The sequence below is a fragment of the Paenibacillus sp. BAC0078 genome (assembly GCF_054483875.1).
The window spans coordinates 17,015-41,090 of record NZ_JBTLRW010000015.1 but is presented as its reverse complement, the minus strand read 5'-3'; the positions used below and the strand labels follow the sequence as shown (position 1 = coordinate 41,090).

19 protein-coding genes are annotated in these 24,076 nt (G+C 48.1%); 3 read left to right on the top strand and 16 right to left on the bottom strand.

All coding sequences use genetic code 11. From position 1 onward, the window contains the following. Nucleotides 1–117: 117 nt before the first annotated feature. Nucleotides 118–990, top strand: coding sequence for a helix-turn-helix domain-containing protein (locus ACX1DY_RS23025; RefSeq protein ID WP_458966532.1), 873 nt, complete (start codon nucleotides 118–120; stop codon nucleotides 988–990). Nucleotides 991–1,207: 217 nt separating this feature from the next. On the opposite strand, the gene ACX1DY_RS23020 is transcribed toward ACX1DY_RS23025, so the two are convergent. Then, nucleotides 1,208–1,333, bottom strand: a complete 126-nt coding sequence (locus tag ACX1DY_RS23020) for a hypothetical protein (protein ID WP_458966637.1) — start codon at nucleotides 1,331–1,333, stop codon at nucleotides 1,208–1,210. Between ACX1DY_RS23020 and ACX1DY_RS23015 the strand changes: the two genes are divergently transcribed. Next, a complete protein-coding gene (locus ACX1DY_RS23015) occupies nucleotides 1,316–1,552 on the top strand; it encodes a MerR family transcriptional regulator (RefSeq protein ID WP_458966531.1) in 237 nt (78 codons plus the stop codon). The two genes, ACX1DY_RS23020 and ACX1DY_RS23015, sit on opposite strands and share 18 nt — an antisense overlap. Nucleotides 1,553–1,688: 136 nt before the next feature. On the opposite strand, the gene ACX1DY_RS23010 is transcribed toward ACX1DY_RS23015, so the two are convergent. The 12 genes from ACX1DY_RS23010 to ACX1DY_RS22955 form a co-directional block, all read right to left on the bottom strand. Beyond that, nucleotides 1,689–2,636, bottom strand: a complete 948-nt coding sequence (locus ACX1DY_RS23010; protein WP_458966530.1) for a DUF4432 family protein — start codon at nucleotides 2,634–2,636, stop codon at nucleotides 1,689–1,691. Next, nucleotides 2,614–5,958 carry a DUF5107 domain-containing protein gene (locus ACX1DY_RS23005; protein ID WP_458966529.1) on the bottom strand — a complete coding sequence of 1,115 codons (3,345 nt, stop codon included), beginning with the start codon at nucleotides 5,956–5,958 and terminating at the stop codon, nucleotides 2,614–2,616. Before ACX1DY_RS23005 ends, ACX1DY_RS23010 begins: the two co-directional genes overlap by 23 nt. Before the next feature lie 215 nt (nucleotides 5,959–6,173). Continuing rightward, the gene (locus ACX1DY_RS23000; protein WP_458966528.1) at nucleotides 6,174–6,785 is read right to left on the bottom strand and encodes a sugar O-acetyltransferase; all 612 of its coding nucleotides are present in this window, start codon (nucleotides 6,783–6,785) and stop codon (nucleotides 6,174–6,176) included. A gap of 69 nt (nucleotides 6,786–6,854) precedes the next feature. Continuing rightward, nucleotides 6,855–7,886, bottom strand: a complete 1,032-nt coding sequence (locus tag ACX1DY_RS22995; protein WP_458966527.1) for an ROK family protein — start codon at nucleotides 7,884–7,886, stop codon at nucleotides 6,855–6,857. Nucleotides 7,887–8,058: 172 nt separating this feature from the next. Continuing rightward, complete coding sequence (locus tag ACX1DY_RS22990) at nucleotides 8,059–10,842, bottom strand: alpha-mannosidase (RefSeq protein WP_458966526.1); 2,784 nt, start codon at nucleotides 10,840–10,842, stop codon at nucleotides 8,059–8,061. A gap of 16 nt (nucleotides 10,843–10,858) precedes the next feature. Continuing rightward, nucleotides 10,859–11,680, bottom strand: a complete 822-nt coding sequence (locus ACX1DY_RS22985; RefSeq protein ID WP_458966525.1) for a carbohydrate ABC transporter permease — start codon at nucleotides 11,678–11,680, stop codon at nucleotides 10,859–10,861. Between the two features lie 21 nt (nucleotides 11,681–11,701). Beyond that, nucleotides 11,702–12,568: a carbohydrate ABC transporter permease gene (locus ACX1DY_RS22980; protein ID WP_458966524.1), complete on the bottom strand. Its 867-nt coding sequence runs from the start codon at nucleotides 12,566–12,568 to the stop codon at nucleotides 11,702–11,704. Nucleotides 12,569–12,635: 67 nt separating this feature from the next. Further along, on the bottom strand, nucleotides 12,636–14,015 hold the full coding sequence (locus ACX1DY_RS22975) for an extracellular solute-binding protein (RefSeq protein WP_458966523.1): 1,380 nt from the start codon (nucleotides 14,013–14,015) through the stop codon (nucleotides 12,636–12,638). 98 nt (nucleotides 14,016–14,113) lie between these two features. Next, nucleotides 14,114–15,406 (bottom strand): glycoside hydrolase family 125 protein, encoded by a 1,293-nt coding sequence (locus ACX1DY_RS22970; protein WP_458966522.1) that lies wholly within the window; start codon nucleotides 15,404–15,406, stop codon nucleotides 14,114–14,116. A 229-nt stretch (nucleotides 15,407–15,635) separates the two neighbouring features. Next, the gene (locus ACX1DY_RS22965; protein ID WP_458966521.1) at nucleotides 15,636–16,784 is read right to left on the bottom strand and encodes a GntR family transcriptional regulator; all 1,149 of its coding nucleotides are present in this window, start codon (nucleotides 16,782–16,784) and stop codon (nucleotides 15,636–15,638) included. A gap of 411 nt (nucleotides 16,785–17,195) precedes the next feature. Beyond that, complete coding sequence (locus ACX1DY_RS22960; protein ID WP_458966520.1) at nucleotides 17,196–17,990, bottom strand: TrmH family RNA methyltransferase; 795 nt, start codon at nucleotides 17,988–17,990, stop codon at nucleotides 17,196–17,198. 26 nt (nucleotides 17,991–18,016) lie between these two features. After that, nucleotides 18,017–18,679 carry a potassium channel family protein gene (locus ACX1DY_RS22955; RefSeq protein ID WP_458966519.1) on the bottom strand — a complete coding sequence of 221 codons (663 nt, stop codon included), beginning with the start codon at nucleotides 18,677–18,679 and terminating at the stop codon, nucleotides 18,017–18,019. Between the two features lie 389 nt (nucleotides 18,680–19,068). Between ACX1DY_RS22955 and ACX1DY_RS22950 the strand changes: the two genes are divergently transcribed. Beyond that, complete coding sequence (locus tag ACX1DY_RS22950; protein WP_458966518.1) at nucleotides 19,069–19,305, top strand: small acid-soluble spore protein SspI; 237 nt, start codon at nucleotides 19,069–19,071, stop codon at nucleotides 19,303–19,305. A 162-nt stretch (nucleotides 19,306–19,467) separates the two neighbouring features. Here ACX1DY_RS22950 and ACX1DY_RS22945 read toward each other — a convergent pair whose 3' ends face one another. From ACX1DY_RS22945 to zwf, 3 genes are all read right to left on the bottom strand, one after another. Then, nucleotides 19,468–21,054: a peptide chain release factor 3 gene (locus ACX1DY_RS22945; protein WP_458966517.1), complete on the bottom strand. Its 1,587-nt coding sequence runs from the start codon at nucleotides 21,052–21,054 to the stop codon at nucleotides 19,468–19,470. Between the two features lie 275 nt (nucleotides 21,055–21,329). Further along, nucleotides 21,330–21,572, bottom strand: a complete 243-nt coding sequence (locus ACX1DY_RS22940; RefSeq protein WP_458966516.1) for a DUF6809 family protein — start codon at nucleotides 21,570–21,572, stop codon at nucleotides 21,330–21,332. Nucleotides 21,573–22,268: 696 nt separating this feature from the next. After that, entirely contained in the window at nucleotides 22,269–23,819 is a 1,551-nt protein-coding gene (zwf, locus tag ACX1DY_RS22935; RefSeq protein ID WP_458966515.1) for a glucose-6-phosphate dehydrogenase, read from the bottom strand. Nucleotides 23,820–24,076 lie beyond the last annotated feature (257 nt).

Below are 24,076 nucleotides of genomic sequence, written 5' to 3'. Positions count from 1 at the left end.
TTTTTTTAGAATATATCAAAATTAAAGTTATTGTAATGTCTGTTTCTTGCATGTTTATAACATTTTTTGATATTATACATTCATCTTTTATCCGTTCTATAAAGAGGGATCTTACCCATGAAGCCGATTCGCAAACCATTTTACGGAGACCCTTTGTTTCCGTTTGAGCTGGTCTATAAAACGGCCAAAAATCAGGACAACGAGCTTCCGGACCACATCCATGACCGGTATGAGCTTGTCTATATTCATCAGGGGAACGGTATTTTTTTCATTGATAATACCTGGTATGAACAGCAGCCTGGAGATTTATTTGTTATTCCGGGCAATACCATTCATCATTCCCTGCCTGATCATCACAATCCCATCGTTTCTTCTGCTATATTTTTTGCGCCCGCTTTGATCTCCAGAACCACTTTGGATGACTCATACTCCCACCTGTTATGCTTCGAAATCGCAAGGCAGCAATCGTCCTATAAGTTCACCTTGCCCGATAATCTGAAACTACAGACAGAGGAAGCGCTGGCCCTAATGTCGGAAGAACTCCATGCCCAAAACATCGGCTACCGGGAATCGGCATTACTCAGCCTGAATCAACTGCTGTTAAGCTATAACCGGCACCTGCTGGTAAGCATCCACACTCACCCAAAGAGCCCGCGGATTGCTCCCTCGTGGATGATGAAGGCTTTGAGAAAAATTGACGAGCACCCGGAGTGCGAATGCAGCCTGGCGTCTTTAGCCGCCGATGCCAATGTATCAGCGCCTCATTTTTCGCGTTTGTTCAAGAAGCTGACCTCCATGAATATCACCAGTTATATCAATGCCAAGCGTATTATTAAGGCAAAAGAACTGCTGCTTGAGACAGAGGATAATGTCAGTCTCATTTCCGAGATATGCGGGTTTGATACACCGACGCATTTTTACCGGGTATTTAAAGCACTGACGGGGACAACTCCAAGTATGTACCGGAACAGGAAAAACAGCTTTGAGTGATAAAAAAATCCCCTCCGATCAACAGCGTAACCAAGTCATCTTGACAGATGCTTGGTTACGGATGATCCAAAGGGGTTGCTTCGTCCTGTATTACTATTAATTGAATCGGCTCAGCGGCTTAATGCGTTCCTTCTCGAATCCTTCTTTGTTCTAAGCCCGATCCAACCGATGATTAACGAAGCGACTACCAAGAACGCCGTTAACCCTATAAGGGTGTTCAGGACATCGTATACACAAGACCAGATATACTTCCGATGATCGCGATTCCTTCCTCAATCGAAGCTGCCATTCCTGCTTTTTCAGGTGGAGCGTAGCTCATAATCGAGTGAGATGCTGCAGTCATCCCCACCCCCAAGCCTGCCCCGAATATCGCAAGTCCAACAGTTACCGTTATTATTCTTTTCGACAAACCTACTTGTTAGACATCATTAATGTACTTAAGAAGGCGGGGAGTTCCTTGCAGGAAATCAAAGATTTTCTTCAAACAAATCTAAAGGTTTGTATGCCGGAATGGACCATAGGGGCTCTTATGATACTGTATCCGAGACTTGCTCCATCCTGAAAGAGTACATTGTGCGTAATGGAATGAAGATATGCGGAAATGCTTACTCGATGGACCTGCTTAATTATTTCTCAGAAAAAAATCCAGACAGCTACATTATTCGGATCTTGGTTGCAGTATCGGCTTAGGATACTAATTAATTCTTTCTTAGCTGAACCTCCAACCGCCAGCGGTCAGTTGATTTACCCGCTACCCTCTTCACTTTGCCCCTGTTGTACGCTTCCTGCACGCTGTCCAGGTAACCGGTCGCCGGTTCAATTGCAAAGGTGTAGTTCCCGAAAGCGCCGTAATGTGCCCAAATTCCCAGATAAGGAATCTCTTCAGGTACAAAGCTGAAGAAAATCCCCGCTCCGGAGGTCGGGTCACAGATACCGGCATAACCCACTTCCAGCGGATTGGTAAAATAATATTTCTCTGCATGTCCACCGGAAGCATCCTCAAGCGTAGAAAGGTCTGTAATCCCTCCTTCTTTCGTTGCCGCCAGAGGATAGCTGGTGATATCAAAAAGTCCGCCGAGCCGTTCCCGATGCGAGTAGGTAAGCTGAATACTTGCTTGGGCCGGCATAGTAATCAGCTTCATTCCCGGCTGGACTTGAAGCAGCGGATGAGCCGCCCAGAGATAGGAAAACGCTTCTGATGTCCGGTTCTCCAGTTCGTAATTGATGTTCAGCCTGTTTCCTTCGAGCGAGATGATCTTGCTCAGCGTGTACGGAAACTGAACGCCGTCAATTTCCATTCGCAGCTTATCCCCGTCCAGATCATACCGCCAAGGGCGGCTCCATACCTCTCCATGATCGGGGAAGAACACGTGCTCCCAAGCCTCGTCAGGACAAGGCGAAGGTGTAATTGTCGGGAACATTTCATCCCAGCCTCCCCGGTCACCTTCGTTCCAGTCCATCCCCGGATTCAGCGGCTCCCAGGGCCGTTCAGTCCGGTAAATCCATTCTCTGCCGTTAATTTTGTCAAATAATGAAACGATTTTACTCCCGCGTTGCGGTACAACTGTCACCGATAAGCAGTCATTCTCACCTTTTACGCATGTATAGCCTTGATGTACAAATTCAATCCACACCACGTTCTCCATTTCCATACCTCCAGAGATTTGCGCCGATATGATTGCAATCCATACGAAGCGCTTCTTTGAATTCAGACTCAGCTGCGCTTTTTTTGCCCAGACCGAGCAATCCCAAACCTCTCATGAATCGGCAGTGAATTTCATTTTTCTTATTCAAATCCTCATCAAACACCAGGAAGTCCGGAAGCGATACGGCGAAGTAGTCGATTTTCACATCATCAAACAGATGTTTTTCCGCATAATCAACCAGTTTGTTAAATCGGCGTTTAGCCTCATGCATATCATTTAACTTCAACCAGGCAAGACCTTGGTAGAAGATCATTTCAGGCGGCTGATCGTTATAGAACATCGCGCTGGTCGGTTCCTCCAGACCGTTGGAGGCCATACGGAACGAAGCTTCTGCTTCTTCCCGCCGTCCCAGTCCTTCGTATGCGCAGCCAAGGTAATAATAGATATTGTTCTCCTGAGCGCCGGCCAACTTGCCTTCCCCAAGATTCAGCGGATATACAAGTGCAGTTTGAAGCAGAACCGCAGCCTTTTCGAAGCTGCCTTCATAAATATGCTGCTTTGCCAGTTCCACATGCGCCAGTACATATTGCCCTGTTGCTTTACCTTCGCCGCCTTCCCACGGATGAAAATTCCGTGATCCTAGCAGTTGGATCGCTTCGTTATGTTTGCCAAGAAGGTTATGCAGTGTAACATATTCCAGATACAGATCATCGCGGGCACCTACGATTCCGGTACGGCTCTCCAGAAACTCCAGGCGCTCACTCGCCGAAAGTCCGATCTTTTTATAGAGCTGATCCAGTTCGAACAGCACCCGGGCATCGCTCGGGTCGCATGCCAGCGCCTTCTCCAGTGAAGTGCGCGCAGCCTCGGCATTGCTCTGTTTGTTGTAATACGCCAAAGCCAGATTCCGGTGCACGACCGAATAACTGTCATCGAAGGAACGGGACTGCTCCCAATAGCTTATAGCTTCCTGGTAGCGTTTCTTGTCATACAGCAGATTGCCGAGATAATAGCAGGCTTTGGCATCTCCAGTGTTAACAGAAATCACATATTCAAGCACCTGAAGCTCGAACAAAGTGTTCGGGAAGCAGTAATCCGCTTTAGCTTTTCCTCCGTCAGCAATATAGTTCCGTGCGGTTTCTTCCTGATCTAATTTACCGTACAGATAACCTAGTGTGTAGTTCACCATCGGATCCTGGGAGTGGTCCAGCAAGAGCAGAACATTGACCGCTTCTTCATATAGCCCGGCATTCGCATAGTCGGAGGATAGCTCAAGATAGTTTTTCGGTTCACGGCGCATCAGCTCCTGAAGCTGGCTAAGCATCAATATGAAATCTTCACTTCTTCCCAACGCTTCCCGGATAAGAGCCAGTTCATAATGCGCTCCAAAGTCGGCAACATCCAGCTTCAGCGTTTCTTCCGCAAAGGCTTCGGCTTCGCTGAATCTTCCCAGCTTACGCAGCATCGCTGTTTTAATATTTCTGGATTTGTAGTTCCGCGCATTGCGAATCAGTGAACGTTCCGCAAGCTCCAGCGCCTCTGCATTATTTCCCTTTTCAGCAGCAATTTGTGCCAGTGAGAAATATCCACCGTCTTGCCATGCCGCGCTCCAGACTGCTTTATAGAAAGCGGTAAATGCTTCATCCAGACGCCCTTGCAGCTTTAGGCTAAGTCCGAGCTGGTAATACGCTTCGCCGTCATATGGATTTGGATTGCGCCAGGTCACCCGTTTAACTGCCTTGTGGAAATGCTGTTCACTCTCGGCAAACAACCCTCTGCGCAACAGCAAAGTACCATAGGCAATATTAATGCGGCTGTCGTTTTCGTCCCGTTTGAGACCTTCCAGATAATAAGGCTCCGGTTCAAAAGTCGCATGACGGTACTGCTCCAGATGAAGTCCGGCCAAATACAACTCCTCGTTGGTAGCCAGATCCTGCGGTTCAGGCAGTGGCTTGGCGGCAGCCGGCACTTGTTCAATGTCCTTTGGCTGCGGAGCATATGATACCAGCAGGTTGTTCGCAGCATCTTTAACCGTAAGTGTGAGTTCATGGTCCTGAACACCTGGTGCAAGCTTCACTTCCGCAGAGTAGGTATCCACCGGGGTGAATGTAATCTTTTGGGACAACAAAATGCCCTCCGGTCCAACCAGCTCCACTACTGCATTTTCATAGCGGGTAGTGGTGTACACAAATACGGCTGCAATTCCCTGCTCTTCGTCTACTTCGAGGTTAACCGCCGCTTCGGTCGTTGCATTTTTTACCACCCCGATATTTTTGTAAGGCATAAAGTATTGTGTAAAGGTCTTCTCCTCATAAGGCTGCAACCATGTGAAGTCCGGCTGATTGTCCGTGAATACCCCTGTCATTAACTCGATGTATGGGCCATCTTCATCCGTTAAGTTGCGGTCCCATGCCTGGCCAAATTCGCCATTCCCCCAGGTCCATTGCTTTTTGCCCGGTGAAATATGATGGTTCGCTACATGCAAAAGTCCGGCCTGTACGGAATGATCGTACCCGCCCACAAAATTGTAGTCCGATTTGTAAGCCATGTATGAGGTCGGCACGGGAATATTTTTGTAACGGGAAATATCTACGCCGGAAGAATAGTCCATTTTATAATAGGTACCTGTCGCTATAGGGAAGCGCGACACGTCTCGTTTGCCATGGTCAAAAACTGCGGTCACATCCGGAGGAAATACCGACTGGGTATGATCGTTTACGGCAACGGCCGGATTCGCCCACCAGAGGAAGGTTTGCGGCTCCGATGTACGGTTGTACAATTGCGCCGAAATTTCCAGGTATGCTTTGTCCGGTTGAAGCGTAAAGCCTGCCGTCACCTTCGTTCCATACATCCGGTCAATTTCGCTAACCCATACGGTCGCGCTGCCGTCAGCTTTCTCTTCCAGCCTGTATTCTACCGGACCATACGTGTTAGGCCGATGATGCTGCGGCCAGTTGAATTCGATACCGCCGGAAATCCACGGTCCGGCAAGTCCGACAAGCGCCGGCTTAATGACCTGATTGTAATAGACAAAATCATAATTATTCGTGCGATCCACTGCCCGGTAAATGCGCCCGCCCAGTTCAGGCATAATTTCAATATGCAGATACTCATTCTCTAAGACGACGATCTGATAAGGGACAGGTTTCTTCTCGTCTTCGATTTTTTCAATGACAGGATGCGGGTAAACTCTACCGGAACTCCCCTGATACACTCGTTTTTCCAGAAACATTGGATTTTTATTTGGCTCACCAACACCGTATGTCGGAATATGAACGGTTTCTTCCCATATTTTTGTTGTGGAGATGGGCTTTGTCAACATAATCACTCCTGTGTGTAAAGTTAACTTAATAACTCAACAATACAGGAATACTATAGTGGTCACAATTCAGGAAGTTCGGAATAAGATGGACAATTTTCTTTTTTTCGCCCTATACTGCGCCTGAACAAAACAAAGGGAGATAATTGCCTTCATGAAAATAACTAAGAGTCATACTGGACAAAAATCTCATCACCATGGACTATATACTGGTTTCATTAAACATAATCCGACACGTCAAACTCTTTGTCTTTAAAATAATATTTCCGGTCCTCCTCCGTGATCTCACGGATAATCTTGCAAGGACTTCCTACCGCGATAACATTATCTGGTATGTCTTTGGTTACCACACTGCCTGCTCCAATCACCACATTGTTTCCGATAGTCACGCCGGGATTAATGACAACGTTGCCTCCGATCCACACATTATTTCCGATTGTAATCGCAATACCATACTCATATCCTGAGTTTCTGGAGTCCGGATGAATAGGATGACCCGCCGTATAGATGGACACATTCGGAGCAAGCATGACATTCTCTCCAATAACAACCTTGCCGACGTCTAGAATGGTGCAATTGAAATTAGCGTAGAAGTTTTCGTCCACCGAGATATTCGAGCCGTAGTCGCAATGGAAGGGGGCTTCGATGTACACACTCTTGCCTGTATTGCCAAGGATGCTGCGGATCAATTCATCTCTTCTCCCAGTTTCGTCAGGGCGCAGCAGATTATATTCATGAATTTTTAGCTTGTTAGCGACCCTCTCTTCACTTAATCCATCCAGCCAAGCTTTGTACGGGAGTCCTGCAAGCATTCTTTCTTTTTGATTCATTTTCTGTTCCTACCTTTCTTGTACTTCATGTTGCCCTTTCGTTAAATTTATATAAAGGCAAGTTTTATCTCAGTTTCTCTTCTCCACCAGATGGTATGAATAGGATAGGCTTTCTAGCGTCATTCTGATTAGACCATGCATGTAGTCCTCTTCCGGATGCTTGAGCAACGTAAGCTGTGGCATATGCATCTCCGGAATATCTTTTAGACACTCCTGACGAATCAGATCAATATCTGCAGGCTGCACCAGACTTCCTGTCAAAGCAATCATTTCCGGATTCATGACGGCGATTAGACTGCTTACTGCACGGGCGGCCGTAGAATGAAAGGTGTTCCGGTCATGCAACCGCTGAAATTGCTCTGCACGGGACATCCCATAGGGCAGGAAAGATATCTCTCCGGCAAAACAAGTACTCCCTCTATGAATATGCCCGTTCACCATCATGCCTGATCCAGGGAAGCAGCCATCGATAAAAGTCGCAACAGCAACAGACTTCTCTTCTTCATATTCTTGTTTGTGGTAAAAACCATACACAGTTAAATTCATATCATTCTCTAAAATAACCTCTACACCATACTTCTCACGGATTAACGTCTCAATTTCAACATCAATCAATTCTTCAATATCACTGATATTCATAATTCCTTGATTAACTGCTCCGGGAACACCAAATCCTATAGCCTGAATCTTTGGATAGTGGGCGACAAGACGACCAGTTATTTGATCTATAGCGGCAAAATCCAGCGGCATGTATTCCTCATGCCCCTGCTCCACTGCTTCCCCAGCTAAATTAGTTACCATAAATTCAATAGAATGCTTTTTCAATCCAGCCTTGATGATAATACAAGCAATATAAGCAAAATCCATATTGTATTGATATACTTTGGCTGGCCGCCCACCGCTAGATTCTTCTGTTGCAATCTCCAACACTTCACCTGTTGCTAAAAGTTCATTCAGAATGCTCCCGCATGTGCCTATGCTTAAACCTGTTGATTTTGCCACTGCAGCTTTTGTAGCCTTCCTATTTGCTTTGAGTGTCTGCCGGACAAGCTCCTGATTCATTTTTTTAACGCGCATCGTATTATTTGTAATTGGATTCATCATCATCCCCCCTTATGCCAATACTTATTACAATACTTGCAATAAGTAAAAACATAAACCATTATTTTTATTTTGTCTACTCTTTTCCATAAAAATGTACGCTTAAAACACCTCCAAGGTCATTATTTATGAGTCGAGACCATCTCTTGGAGGTGTTTTGAAATAAGCCTTTTTATTTCTTCACTAACTGGTAAACCTGAGTAATTATTTTGTACCCATCCACTTTCCGTTCTTCTGTGTCAAGTTTGGAGATGCGGCGTTCCAGAACATCACTCTCATATATCGCTTCTGTTCCAAACGAAGGATGAACCTTAAGTTCAGCCGCTTCTGCATTAAGATTGTACCAGCGTGCAACGAGATCCCCCGTCTCCTCGGCGAACTTCAAAGTAGAGAACGCCAGCGGTGAAGCCTCTGAGTTCCAGCTTAGCCACTGCCCGGATACCGGCAATGTGACTCTATCGGGGTTCTGTCCGTTACTGGACACTGCAGCAACTCTGCTGGCAGGACCTTGTGTCTGGACAACTGTCCACGGAATCTGATACTGATATGCCTGTACGTATGCACCGGATACTGCCCCATCACCTGTATAAGGAATGATCGCATATTCTACAGCCTGCGCACCCAAGCACTGTGCCTCCGGGGTTTCGAACACGCCCCAGTCTCCCAATTCGGAGGATGAACGCAACAGCGTAACTGCTATCGTGTTCTTCCCGTCCAGCAGCACTTCATATTCATTCAAGCCCTTATTCGCAACCGCAAGCCCGTTCACTCCGTCAGCAACGCTGGCGAATACCTGCTGATGCTGGGCATTGCTCGGATTCACCCATTCCGCTGCAGGCTTGTTGCTTCGTCTGGCCACTTCAAAGACGGAATCTGCATAATGATGATCTGCGGCAAGGCCCGTAGGGAACAACGCTCTCAGCCTATGGTCTTTGGCAAGATTGTCGAAGCTTGTTCTCACCTGAAGCATTCCGCTGCCGGCTTCGAGCGTATAACGCGTAGTCAGTACAAGCGGAACCATCTGCGCAGCACGCTTGGCCTGGCGTTCTGTAAATGGAACCATTTCACGTTTCTCCGTAAGGAAGGTTTCATCGGCGCTGGCCGGAATCTCCCAGCGCAGAACTGTCTCAACCACAGCACGGAATGGGGATTGCTCAACCCATGTAATTTCAGCCTGCAAGCCTTCAGTAGTGAGCGCGGCTTCACCTTCCGGCTGGCGGTATACATATTCATTGCCGATATCACCTGTATTCTCATAAGCATTAAGTCCAGCGTATACAGCACCTGACGCCTTGTCTGTGACCGTGACCGTACCATTGTCAGCAACAGTAATACTCAGCTTGGCGTTCTCCATAGTGTTGCCCTGTACCTTTACGGCATCAAGTACGGCACTTGCCGTATCCGCTGCGCCGGCAACCAGTGCATACGTACGGTATCCCAGAGCGGCAATCTCCGCAGCAGGGAATGTAACCCGGACTTTCCGGGCCATATATGGCTGCCGGAAACGGTCCTTGGGAAGCTCGTATCCGAAATGGACACCCAGATCCTCAAGCTTAGCCGGATATACTGTGCCCTCTTCATCCATAACCTGTAAGGAATCCAGAGGCTCCTGCCCCAGTTCTCTCGCCAGGGACTGCGGGGTTGGCCCTTCAGGGAAATATTTCTTCGCCGTAATCAGCTCCACAGTAATGGTTCCGGTTCTTGGCCAGCCGCTCGTATTAAACACTGTAAACGGAACAGGGGCTTCTCCCCATGCTGCTACCCCGGCTACATCAATGGCTTCAGCCAATGCACCAGCACTCTGTGCTGCGATTGCTTCCGCCATCTGGCTGCTCTTGGCGAAGCGGGTCACCATTTCACGGTGCACTTCATCCACGCTGCAGCCACAGATACTGTCATGCGGATGATTTTGCATCAGCGTCTTCCACGCATAATTCAGAAGATGATGCGGATAGGCCTGCAATCCTGCCAGTCCGGCAAACGCAGCGAGCGGTTCTGCAACCTTTTCGAGCAGGGTCTGGCCTGCCTGATTAAGCTGCTTCAGATACACCCGGGAAGATGCCGTATTGACCAGCGTCCCCCAGCCATCCGTATGCTGGCTGCGCAGCTCGCCTTCTACAGTCACCAGGTCTCCGGGAAGATTGTCTTCCAGCGCCTTCAGGTATTGGTCAAAATTTGAATGCACGAATTCAACATTAGGATAGAGGATTGATGCTGTCTGAATAGCCTGTGACAAGTCGGTTTGAATAGGCTGATGATCACATCCGTTCATAAACAGCAGATGCGTCGTAGAAGCAAACTTCTCAGCGTCAGCGAGATTTTTATCCCAGTAAGCTTTCGCAAGGACAGGATCGGCAGGAACCTCCATCCCGTTGCAGTACCAGTTGGCAAACAGCACACCAAGCACTTCCGAGCCATCCGGAGAACGCCAGATCATTTCAGAGTAAGGCGACTCATAGCTATCCATTTCACCGACTGTATTATTGAAGCCCGTTGGCTTAACACCACGCCCGAAGATTGCATTCGTAATTCCTGCCTGCTGCAGAATTTGTGGCGCCTGCCCCATATTCCCAAAGGAATCCGGGAAATACCCCGTTTTGGAGATGATCCCGAAAGGCTTGGCGTCCATGTGCCCGATCAGCAGGTTGCGGAGATTAGCTTCACCGCTGGTAAGGAACTCATCCTGCAGCACATACCAGGGTCCGAAATGGATGCGTCCTTCACGGATATAATGATCCAGCCGCTCTCTCTGCTCCGGCCGGACCTGCAGATAATCCTCGCGGATAATCGTCTGTCCGTCCAAGTGAAAATAACGGTATTCCGGATCTTGATCGAGTGTATCCAAAAGCTTGTCCATCAATTCGATTAGCAGCATATGATGATGCTCGTAAGGCATATACCACTCACGATCCCAGTGTGTATGCGAGATGATATGCGCCGTTTTTTTATTGGTCATTTACGTATGCCTCCAATTATCCTTTAGTCGCTCCGCCCATACTGAACCCTTTGGACATATACCGCTGGGAGAACATGTACAGCACTACGGAAGGCATGGTATAGAGCAATGAGAAAGCAGCAAGTCTTCCGTATTCAACCATGCCATGACTGCCGAAGAATTGATAGATGGTAACGGATGCCGGCAGCTTCTCAGGTGTCTGCAGGAGAATATATGGCACGAAGAAATTGCCCCAGCTGCCCGAGAATGTGAAGATCGCAATGGTTGCAATACCCGGAAGCATCAGCGGAGCTACAATTCTTCTTAGTCCGCCCCATACGGATGAGCCGTCAATCCAGGCTGCTTCTTCCAGATCAATAGGTACGGAATCCATGAAGCTCTTCATCATCCAGATTCCGTACGGCAAGGAGGATGAAGTGAGAAAGAGCATAGTGGCAAAGATTGAGTTCTGTAATTTGAAGTAAAGGAACATCTGAAATACAGGAACCATAACCGCCGTAATCGGCAGCGCAGTCATAAACAGAATGCTTAGCAGAAAGCTCTTTTTGAATCTCATCTCATATCGGGACAAAGGATACGCAGCCAGAACCGATGCGATTACGACCAGTGTTGCCTGCCCGCCGGAGAGAATTATACCTACACCGAACGAACGCAGATTACCGCTGTCTCCGAGCACCGCTGAGAAGTTATCCAGCGTGAAATTGGGCAGTCGTATGCCCTGCTGGGCATTTGTATCAAACGAAGCGAGCAGAATCCAGAGCAGCGGGAGCAGGAAACACAGTCCTAGAACAACCAGGATTCCATATTGGATATTACGTTGAAGCCTATGCTTGACCACAGTGATGCACCTCCTCCAGGGTTAGACCTTGACTTTCATTGATCTCATGTAGAACAAACTTGCAACAATTCCAATCAGCAGCAGCACCAGTGAGATGGCTGTACCATATCCGAATTGATAATTGACAAATGCCTGATTGTACATAAATACCGGCAGGGTTTGAGTAGCTGTTCCCGGCCCCCCTCCGGTCATCGTATAGATGAGCGTGAACACTCCCAGTGTCTGCAGCGTGACCAGCATCATGTTAGTGACAATCGAACTTTTTACCATTGGAATCGTGATGTAACGCAGAATTTTGAAATTACCTGCTCCATCAATCGTAGCTGCTTCCTCTATATCTTTGGGGATTTCATCCAGTGCAGATTGATAGACCATCATTGAAAAGGCTGTACCATGCCAAATATTTGCGATAATTACACTAACCATCGGAAAGCTGAATAACCAGGATACCGGGCTAATTCCAAACCAGCCAATGATCTGATTCAAAGATCCATTATCACTGAAGAAAGCAACCATACAGAACGCCACTACGATCTCTGGTGTTACCCAGCCCGCAATAACAATGATGCCGATGATCCGGCGGAAGGTTACATTCTTTTCCTTCATTAATAAGGCCAGAATGAATCCCAGGACAACCTGGCCGATTACTGCCGAGAAAATCAGGAATACTAATGTTCTCCAGACACTGATCCGGAAATCAGGATCTTGAAACATGTTGGTGAAATTCTGAAAACCGATAAACTGCAGATTTTGGGCTGCGCTCCCGGTCAGGGCCATGTTGGTAAATGCAAAGCAAATGGTCAGAATGATCGGAACAATGAAGAATATCAGCAGCAGCAAGACAGAAGGCGTCAGAAATAAAAATGCGCCCCGCGACTTCCTTTTCATAGGTCACTCCCCCTCCAAATCCGAAAGAGGAGAATTTCTTCTCCTCTTTATACAGATTTTCAAATCTCTATTTAACTTCTACTTTGTCTTCACCAAGCGAGCGGGTTACATTATCCTGCAGCTGTTTTACTGCATCTTCCGGAGTTAGCTTGCCTGATGCAACGCTCTCTACAATACTCTGCAGTTGTGCTGATACGGTAGCATACTGATCATTAGCCGGACGGAATTTCGCCACATCCAACAAGGCTTGAGCCTCAGCAGTAAATGTACGATCCGTGTATCCTGCTACATCCACAGAATCATTACGCGGGCTCAGGTTACCTTCGGCCACTACACGAGCAGTAGCATTCTCCTTGTTCATCAGGAACTCGACAAATTTCCATGCTGCTTCTTTGTTCTTCGACTGTGCAGGAATCGACCAGGCCCATCCGCCGGACATGGTGATTGCTCCAGGCTCTTGACCATTCTGCGTCGGGAATGGAGCGAAGCCCATTTTGTCTGCTACATTTTCGATAGGAGCCGCCCCATTCTCAAACCAGGTCGATCCTGCCCAGCTTCCATCAACCGCCATGGCCAATTTGCCTTGCGGGAAGAGCTGCTGGAAGGCGATGCTGCCGGCTTGCCCATTAAGGGCAACCTGCATGGTTGGTCCTGTTTTATCTACATTGAATACTTGATTGATAAATTTGAAAGAATCCAAAAGACCAGTACTGCTTACAACCCATTTCTTGTTTTCATTATCATAGAGCGTATCGTTCGTTCCATACAGCAGCATTTCCAGTGTCTGCATCGTCACACCTTCACCGCTCGATTTACCCACGATCAAATTCAGCGGAGTTACGCCCGGCAGCTTATCTTTGATGGTACGTGCAGCTTCAAGTACCTCTTCCCAACTAGCAGGCTTGAAGGGAACAGCGATTCCCGCCTTTGCAAGCAGTTCTTTATTGTACCAGATGCCACGTGTATCTGAAGTAGCAGGGACACCATAAATTTTGCCGTCTTCCCCGGTTACACCGGATTTAAGGTTCTCAATGAACTTGCCCTTCCAGTCACTCCACCCGGCTACCTGCGTATCCAGCGGTTCAAGATATCCCGCTGCCGCATCCGATTTAATAATGGATGTATCTTCTGCCACAATATCCGGCGCTGTGTCAGGGGATTTCATCTGAAGAACGATCTTGGAAGTATAGTCGCCTTCACTGGCCAATACCGGAGCTATGTTGATTTTAATGTCCGGATTCTCTGTCTCAAATTTCTCAATAAGGCCGGATTTAAAGTATTTGGTCAGCGTATCTTCTGAACCCGACGAACGGAAAGTAATCGTAACCTCTTCCTTACCGCCCTTTGCTGCTCCTGAATTTGAGTTGCCACTAGAACATGCTGTTGTCAAGAGAAGAAGTGAAGCCATGGCTGCAGTGATTGTCACTTTCAATTTGTTTGTCATCATTTGTCTTTGCCCCTTTTTATTTAATTTCATAACGCTTTCATAACTGTTTCGAAAATAACGGCTAGGCCGTTATCTTCACTGATAGGACAGTAATAGAGCTATTTCAATACCCGGAATCCGCAATAATCCATAATCAGTTCACTGAACAGCATGTTCGACCAGGAAAACCATGGACGGGTAAACTCCCGGGGATCATCTGCGGAAAATCCTTCATGAGTGAAGCCTGTATCCGCATCCGTATCCTGAATTAATTGCAGCAAACGAGCTTTTTCACTGCGTTCTGGAGAAGTCAAACCCTGCATAGACAACGCAATATGCCAAATATATCCTTCCGGGGTGTGCGGGCTTCCAATACCTTCAGCAACTTTTCCCTTATAGTAATAAGGATTATCCTCACTCAGAATAAACCTCCGGGTATTTCTGTATACCTCATCGTTCTCGTCAGTATAGCCCAGATAAGGCAACGCCAGCAGACTTGGAACGTTGGCATCATCCATAAGATTATAGTGGCCTTTGCCATCTGTCTCATAAGCATAGATTCTTCCATATACAGGGTGCGTGAAGATACCATGATCCTGAATGCCCTGGTTAATTTCATCTCCCAGTTTTTGTGCGGCGGTCGCCAGCTCAAGATCTGCATAAATCTCATTTGCGATTTCTTCCAGGTATCGGAGCACGACTACTGCGAACATATTGGATGGGACCAGGTAGCCATACTCACAGTTATCATCGCTCGGGCGGAAGCCGGACCAGGTCATCCCCGTATATGCTGTCTCACTGCCTTTTCCCTCTCTGACCAGCGTATCCGTAAGCGGTGCATCCAAACGCTGGAACAGATAGGCCGATTGTGTCTCATGATGCTGCTCCACTCTCCATAACTTAATTATTTCAAATGCAGCCCGATGGAAGCTCTCATCAAATTGGGTAACACAGCCGCTATTCTTCCACAGCAGATAACTCAGCTGAATGGGATAGGCCAGAGAATCAATTTCATATTTGCGCTCCCATATCCATGGACTCATCTCGGTAAGATCCGATTGATGTCCGTTGCCGTTTGGCTGTTCGTTGAAGGCATTCGCATATGGATCAAGCAGGATATATTTCATCTGCCGTCTGACCAGACCGGCAATCATCTCTTCCATCCCCGGATCTTCTGCCGCAAGCAGCAGATAAGGACGAACTTGAGCGGCTGAATCGCGCAGCCACATAGCTGGTATATCACCTGTTATAACAAATGTTGTTCCATCTGGTTTTCGTGAAATTGTCGTTCCAATCGTATTAATAATGCAGTCCTCAAACATTTTTGCGAGTTTTGGTGAGTCAGTTAGCTCTCTTTTCACCTTTTCAATCAGACCATATACTGACTTTGGGATTTCATTCTGCAGTTTCAAGGTTGAAAGTGGCACCTCCAGATTGTTAATATATCAATTTCAAGCGCTTTCATCATAGTAAACAAATAATATTAATATGTCAATATAATTATTGGTATATTCATAATAGAATATGTCTTATTGATATATTAGTACCAAAATCAATGTAATATATTTAATCATATAACAAAAAAAGCCTTCTTTTTGAAGGCTTTGATTTCGTTCCTGTTATAAAGCACTGCGCTCCCGGTCAGTACTTTTTGACAGACGATGCGGATTTCCCCTTGATTAATGTCGCCGGTAAAAGAATCCGCGTAATTGGCTGCTCATTCCCTTGCATATTAAGGACAATTTCGAATGCCTGCTTGCCGATGCTGAACTGGTTCTGCCGCATATGCGTAATCCGGCAACCCTCATGGGACTCAGGGCTGTCAAAACAAATGACGGACAAGTCCTCTGGTATGCGTAATCCGAGCTTGCCTGCCGCCTCTTCCACCAGCAGAGCAATATTATATTCCGCAGCAAACAGTGCAGTAATATTGGGGAATTTCTCTAGATGCTCCACCAGCTTGTTTACATCATCTACGCGGGCTTGCGGATCAAATACATTCGGCATCGTAGAAGTAATCGTTTCCATCCATATTTCGCGATCCACCAGCAGGTTGTGCTCCACATGGGCTTCAATGATACCATCGATCCGTTCCTCTATTGTCGTTGTATTTGCCGGCGGCGGTGCGAGAAACCCGATATGCCGGTGTCCCAGTTCGAAGAGATAACGAGTCGCCTCTTTGGCAGCCTGAACATTATCAGTACTGACTGAGGAGGCTGGTATCCCCTTCAAATACCGGTCGATCATAACAAACGGAAACTTCTGAATCACCAGCTTCAAAATTTCGGCACTGAAGTATTCTCCTTGTGCAGGGAAGATGATCAGACCGTCTACCCCAAGTCCCAACAACTGTTGGATCGCCTTCTCCTCTAATTCCGGGATCCCGAAGGACCGCCGCACAACAAGGAAGCAGTCATTCTCCCGTGAAGCTTCTTCCATCCCGTATATAAGCTCTGTGCCGTACATATCGCTGAAATTCGTAATTACCAGCCCGATAATTCTTTTCTTGCCGGCTGTCCGGACGGTCTGCTGGTTGTCATATGGTTTCAGCAAAGCAGAATTTGAATCCGCTACAAATGAACCTCTGCCCGGCTGACGTATGATTAACTGCTCTTCAGCCAGCATTTTCAACGCTTTTTTTGAGGTAATCCGGCTGACCCCAAACTCACTGCAGAGCTCTTTCTCAGACGGGACCCGGTCACCGATCTTATATTCATTCCTTGTTATCCGCTCCCGAAGCGTTTGAAAAATCATTTCGTACATCGGCTTCGAACCTGAGTCATTAGCCATAATCAAGTACCTCCATTGCAACTCTCTCTTAATGACATAACCTAATATACCATGTTATATTAGGAATGTGAAGAATGGTTTGTTCCAATAGCTGTTAAATCCATTCAAATGAACAACCAAATACAGAACAGATTGAGATAACAGTCTCTATCGCTGCTTACTTTTACCAGACCCCAGATCGCTAAGACTGCGCATCCAGATTACGCTTTATGCCAATTGTACCTTCCAGTTCATCAGCCATGGAAAAACCTGTTGTGAAAATAAATTGAGAATTATAAAAAAGTCCTGATATACCAAGGGTTTCTTGATTATCAGGACTGACTTTGTTATGCCAAAACGAAGTTACTAATCGGTGCCAAACTACGTTACAAACGGTGTCAAAGTGAATTACAACTCACAAATTATCCAGTTCTACACAGCCGCCCCCCGCTGCCGCATCCCCTCGAACAGCAGGATCGTTGCCGCCATCGCTGCATTCAGCGATTCGGCGCGGCCGGCCATCGGGATGATGATGCTCTTGTCGACGAGGGCGGCGGTTTGCGGCGAGATACCCTGGCCTTCGCTGCCGATCAGCAGCCACTGGCTGCCGTGAAAATCATGGGTGTAGCAGGAATCCACTCCCGTAAGTGAAGTACTGACCAGCAGGGCGCCGCGCTTCCGTGCCTGCGGCAGAATGACACTCAAATCTCCCTCCACTACCGGGAGATGGAACATCGAGCCCATCGTGGAACGGATGGTCTTGGGATTGTACAGATCGGCGCAGCCCAGGCCGAGGATGACTCCGTCCGCGCCTGCGGCATCTGCGCTGCGGATGATTGTCCCCACATTGCCGGGGTCCTGAACTCCGTCCAGCACGATGACCCAGCTATCCTGCTTGTCCAGGATTGCCTCCAATCCCTGCTGCTCCTTGCGCACAATGGCAAACACCGGCTGCGGCGACCCTGTGCTGCTGCATTTGGCGATGACCGCCGCCGAGACACCGATCACTTCCATGCCCTGCACCGACTGAAGATGAGGCTTCAGCTCAGCCGGCATGCCTTTGTCAAGATCATAAGCCAGGCATTCCACATCGGCTTCAGCCAGCAGCGCCTCCAGCACCAGGTGGATGCCTTCCACAATATATTTACGGGCTTTGTCACGGTGCTTTTTCTCCTGCAGCCCGGCCCATTCCTTTACCCGCGTATTTTGCGGAGACATAATTTCCATGTGGTCCTACCTTTCTATTGTCACGCTTATTGATACGCCATCTCCAGCTTCGCCAAATTATCCTTCCGGCCAACGATAACGAGTACGTCCCCTTCAACGAGACGGTCCTCCGCTCTGGGGGAAATGTTCATTTCCTCACCCTGGCGGATCGCCATGACATTGCAGCCGAATTTGGCGCGGATGTTAAGCTCCAGCAGATTTTTGCCCAGCATGGCTCCGGAGACCTTCATATCGAGGATGCTGTAATCCGGCGACAGCTCGATGTAGTCAAGAATGTTAGGCGAGGCCAAATGATGCGCCACCCGCAAGCCCATGTCCCGTTCAGGATAAATCACCTTGTCCGCACCGATCTTGCTGAGCACCTTGCCGTGCAGCTCGCTTTTGGCTTTGACCAGAATCGCCGGTACGCCCAGATCCTTCAGAATCAGTGTCGTCAAAATGCTGGCCTGAATATCCTCGCCAATCGCCACGACCACCACATCAAAGTTGCGGATGCCCAGCGCGCGCAGCGCCTCTTCATCCGTGGAATCCGCAGATACGGCATGGGTTACAATTCCCGAGATTTCCTGTGTGCGCTGCTCATCGGCATCTATGGCCAGCACATCATATCCCATGCCACTGAGTGCTTTTGCAACACTTGAACCGAACCGCCCCATGCCGATAATGGCATATTGTTTTTTCGCAGCCATATCCGTTCCTCCCGCTCACAATTTGCATCTCACACAGTATAGCATAAGCATACCCAAACTTGAATTTTCATCGCGGCCGCAGGGCATATTAGAACAAGCAATCTATATAAGTTGAACTATAGATTTTCATATGGGGTCTGGTCGTAACTACGGGGAATGTTTGGACTTCCGGTCGCTGCCCGTCTGCAGATTTCTTGATTTATACCGCTCTTCGCGGTGGAAATCCGCAGACACCCTAATCATACGGCCAGCTTTCCTACGGAAAGCTCTCAGGCGGACGCCTCCGCTCCGTAAGTATCCAAACTTCCCCTTCGTCACTTCTGCCCTTTTTATGTTTTCTTTAGTTCAACTTATCTAGTTGAGTCACACAACTTTGAGGAGGAACACTTATGCCGGTTACCATTGATTTACGCCAGGCGATTATCCATAAAGTACACGGACAGTCTGAAGCCGATTTGCGGCAGATGATTGAAGGCTCTGTAGACGGACCGGAAGCGGCGCTTCCCGGGCTTGGCGCTGTTTTTGAAATGATGTGGAAGGATCTCGATCACGCGAAGCAGGATGCGCTGGTCTCAATGCTGCATAAGCATCTGGAGACAATCACACCAGGGTCCATCACCTCCTAGCGAAAGCCAATGAGCCAAAAACCTCCGCCATCCACGCTGCAGCTGCACACGTGAAGGCGGAGGTTTTTTAGCAGAAAGATTTTTATTTAAGGAAGAACCGCGCTACTTAATCAGCAGCTTGTTCAGCTCACACAACCTGCTCTCGTTCTACATTCTCTTTACTCAAGGAGCAGTTTCCAGGAATTTGGCTGTAGGATTCTTCTCCATAGCGGTACGCATCGCATACTCATTCTCGAACAGCACAACATAGTTGCCCTTCTTGTCTGTGACGAGCGTGGAGTTGATGCGGAACTTGCTTGGGTCTGGTTTGTCTTCGTCCACAATCCAGCGCGCGAACTGGTAGCTCATCCGCTGTAGCTGGACATCCACGCCATATTCGCCCTTCATGCGGTATTCGAATACCTCGAACTGCAGCTGTCCGACAACGCCCAGCAGAATATCGTCGAAGTTGACCGTACGGAACACCTGAATCATGCCTTCCTCGGTTAACTGGTCGATTCCTTTCTGGAACTGCTTCGATTTGAGCGCGTTCTTAATGCTTACTTTGGAGAAAATCTCCGGCGAGAATGTCGGCAGCTCATCGAACTCGATATCCCCGGCCTGGCTCAGCGTGTCCCCAATCCGGAAAATCCCCGGATCGAACAGACCGATAATATCCCCCGGAAAAGCCTCCTCGACAATGTCGCGGTCCTGGGCCAGGAATTGCTGCGGCTGGGACAGCTTGATCTCCTTGCCTGCACGCACATGCTTTACGCTCATTCCGCGCTCGAACTTGCCGGACACGATTCGCAGGAAGGCAATCCGGTCACGGTGGGCCGGGTTCATATTTGCCTGGATTTTGAACACATACCCGGTAAACTTCTCGTTAGTCGGCTCTACAGAACCTTCGGTACTGCGGCGCGGCTCCGGCTTCGGTGCCAGGTCCAGGAAGTTGTCCAGGAAGGTCTGCACGCCGAAATTGTTGATCGCACTGCCGAAGAACACCGGTGTCAGCTCTCCGCGCAGTACTTTTTCATAGTCAAAAGCATCCCCTGCCACATCGAGCAGCTCCAGATCCTGGCACAGCTGGTCATGCAGGTATTCTCCGGCCATCTCGCGGATAACGGGATCGTTGTAGCTGTCTACCTTTTGCACCTTGATTACAGAGTGGTCGTCGCCCTGGAACAGCTCCACTTGATTCTTCATCCGGTCGTACACACCGCACAGCTCCCGTCCGCTGCCGATTGGCCAGTTCATCGGTACGGAGCGGATGCCCAGCACATTCTCCAGCTCTTCCATCAGCTCGAACGGGCTGCGGCCCTCGCGGTCCAGCTTGTTGATGAATGTAAAGATCGGAATTCCGCGTTTGGCGCAGACCTGGAACAGCTTGATTGTCTGTGCTTCCACACCTTTTGCCACGTCAATCAGCATGACTGCGCTGTCCGCAGCCGTTAAAGTACGGTAGGTGTCTTCACTGAAGTCCTGGTGACCTGGAGTATCCAGAATGTTCACCCGATGATCCATGTAGTCGAACTGCATGACGGAGGAGGTTACGGAGATCCCGCGCTGCTTCTCAATTTCCATCCAGTCACTTGTTGCATGCTTGCTTGCTTTACGGGCCTTAACCGAACCCGCCAGCCGGATCGCGCCGCCGAACAGCAGCAGCTTCTCCGTGAGTGTTGTTTTACCCGCATCCGGGTGGGAAATGATCGCAAACGTTCTGCGTTTGTCCACTTCCTGTTGCAGCTTCTGATCCGGTGCCTTATTCATTGCACATATCCCTTCATATATAAATTCATGCTTCTGCCTCAATTACCGGTATCCATCAAATCGGTGCTCTGCTCATTCGTACAAACCCCTTCATTGGTGAATTTGTAGTTCTGTAGTGCCTCTTGAGTTACAATTCCGCTTCTTAGTGAAAGCATCCTTCTCAGTATAACAAAATCGGGCAAGGATTATCTACATAAAAGGCGGCGGAAGCAGCAACTTAAAAATTGTTACCCAGATGACTTAGCTTCTATGCCGGACAAGCTCCTCTTTTCCAGTCATAACTTCATTATAATTGCTGAACCGAGCTTGAAACCATGCAAAAATGCCGCCCTGGTCTGCATGGAATCCGCTTGTCCACACAGATAAAGCAATTCTTCCAGGTCTTCGAAACCCTGCTCCGAAAGCCTATTTTTCCAGTTCTCGACCGCTTCAGATATCTTTCGATTTAATGGGCGATATTCAGGATCTGTGGAGATAACAGTTGGATTCGCAACTCCTTGAAAGGAGAACCTGCACATGTTAGGATATTTATGCAGTCTGCCTTTCAGTTGTGATTGCGTCTGGGAAGTGGCGTCGTTCTTTTGTCGGGAGGCGCCGCTTCTTTTTATTTTTCTTCGGACAAAAGCAGCTGCAAAGTGGAAAAAGGTTAACTAATTCAGCTCATTTTGTTCTTGACGAAGGAATATGACCCAATTATGTTTCCTTTTTCCACCTAAAACTCACAATGGTTGATTTTGGGGAGAAATAAGTTCCCTTTTTCCAACTATATCACTTGAACTTAAAAAAGCAGGTAGCTTCGAACTCGCATTCTATTGCATTCTCTACAGCAGATGACCCATAAATCCTTCGAAAAATTCAATCTACTGCACTCTGTACATTAGAATCCCTTGGAAAAGCTGTTTTTAACTCTATATCCGAAAATCTACTGCACGAAATACAACAGAAGGCGATTCGACGCAAAATAATACGTATTTCTATTGCAAGAAGTGCAGTCATGCAAAAAATTCACTATGGTTATCCAACATGAAGACGATCGAATCCGACTGATTTCCACTCATTTGTGTTAATTCGCTGAATTCACATCTACTTATCCCCAACTTTATGCATATCTTATCTACAAGAAAGAGAAATCATAATTACCTAAACAGCAAAAAATCCCCCTGCAGCGTCTGCAGGGGGATTCACTTCACACCATATATCATTTACAGGCTTAACTAAGCGTTAACCTGCCATACCACATTGTCTTCATCTTGTCCGTTGACCGGCCACCAGTGGAAACCTTCCTTGGCCAGAAGCTCATCGGCTTCCACAGGACCCCAGGAACCGGCTGGATAAGAAGCCAGATCGCCAGGGCCTTCTTTCCAGGCATTGGCGATACGGTCCACGAAGGACCAGGCGGATGAGACTTCATCCCAGCGGGTGAAGTAGGTCGAATCGCCGCGTGCCGCGTCATGCAGCAGACGCTCATAGGCTTCCGGTGAGTTGATGCCGACCAGACAGCTCTGGCAGAAATCCATCGCGAGCGGCTGAATCTCCGACTCTGAGCCTGGCTTCTTGGCATTGATCTTCACATAGATGCCTTCCATCGGATTGACACGGATTACGAGGAGGTTCGGCTCCAGCTTATGCTTTTGGCCCAAATAAACGTTGGTTGGCATACCCTTGAACTCCACAACCACTTCCGTCGTTTTCACAGGAAGGCGTTTGCCGGTACGGATATAGAACGGAACACCCGCCCAGCGGAAATTATCTACAAACACACGCGCAGCAAAATACGTTTCGGTATTTGATTCAGGATCAACCTTGTCCTCCTGGCGGTAAGCCGGGAGCGTCTTGCCTTTGTGGAGGCCTTGGGTATATTGTCCGCGCACCACATTCTCACGGACCTCATCGGAGGAAGCGTAAGGACGCAGCGAGCGCAGCACCTTCACCTTCTCGTCGCGGATATCTTCGGCCAGCAGACGGCTTGGCGGTTCCATAGCGATCATCGTTAGGAGCTGCAAAATATGGTTCTGACCCATGTCGCGCAGCGCTCCGGCATGATCATAATACCCGCCGCGCTCTTCCACACCGACGGTCTCACCGAGGGTAATCTGAATGTTGGCAATGTGCTTATTGTTCCAGAGCGGCTCAAAGAACGCATTTGCAAAACGGATGACTTCAATGTTCTGCACCATTTCCTTGCCCAGGTAATGGTCAATCCGGTAGATTTCTTCTTCCTTGAACACCTGGCGAATCTGCTCGTTCAGCTGCTCAGCGGACTCCAGATTATAGCCGAACGGCTTCTCGATAACGAGACGGTTCCAGCCCCGGCTCTGCAGCATGCCGCCAGCCTTAAGGTTGAATGAGACACTGCCGAACAGCTCAGGTGCCAAGGCGAGGTAGAACATCCGGTTGCCCGGAATATGGAACTTCTCCTCCAGCGCCTCCGTCTGTGCGTTCAGCTCACGGAAGCCCTCAATATTGTTAATGTCCAAGGATTTGTATTCAAAATGCTGTACGAATTCATTCCATTCCGCATCATCGCCCGCCTGATAACGGCAAAATTCATGAATGGATTCCTTCACGTCTTCGCGGAATTCATCTTGGGTACGGGGACGCCGAGCCACGCCAATTACCGCAAAATCACGGGTCAGCTTGCCTTCACGGTACAAACTGTAAATCGCCGGAAAAAGCTTACGCCGGGCTAGATCGCCGGTTGCCCCAAAGATAAAAAATACAGCTCCGGGTGTATGCAGTGCATCAAGGGTTTGATTTTCAGCCATGGCTCCTCATCTCTCTGTATGTAATATAGTTGACAATCATTCTCAACGTCAGTCAGTTAATAAAATACGTACGACGACGTGATGTCATTTTATCATATCCGCGATAAGGATGCCATCACATTCCTGACAGTTTTTCTCGGGATTTCGCAAATTTCCATTACATTTTCTTATCCTTTTGTGCGCTCCCGCTTATATAACGATAAAATTGCTGCTCACAGCATATTATACCCTTAAGAAAAAAGCTCCGCAACGCGGAG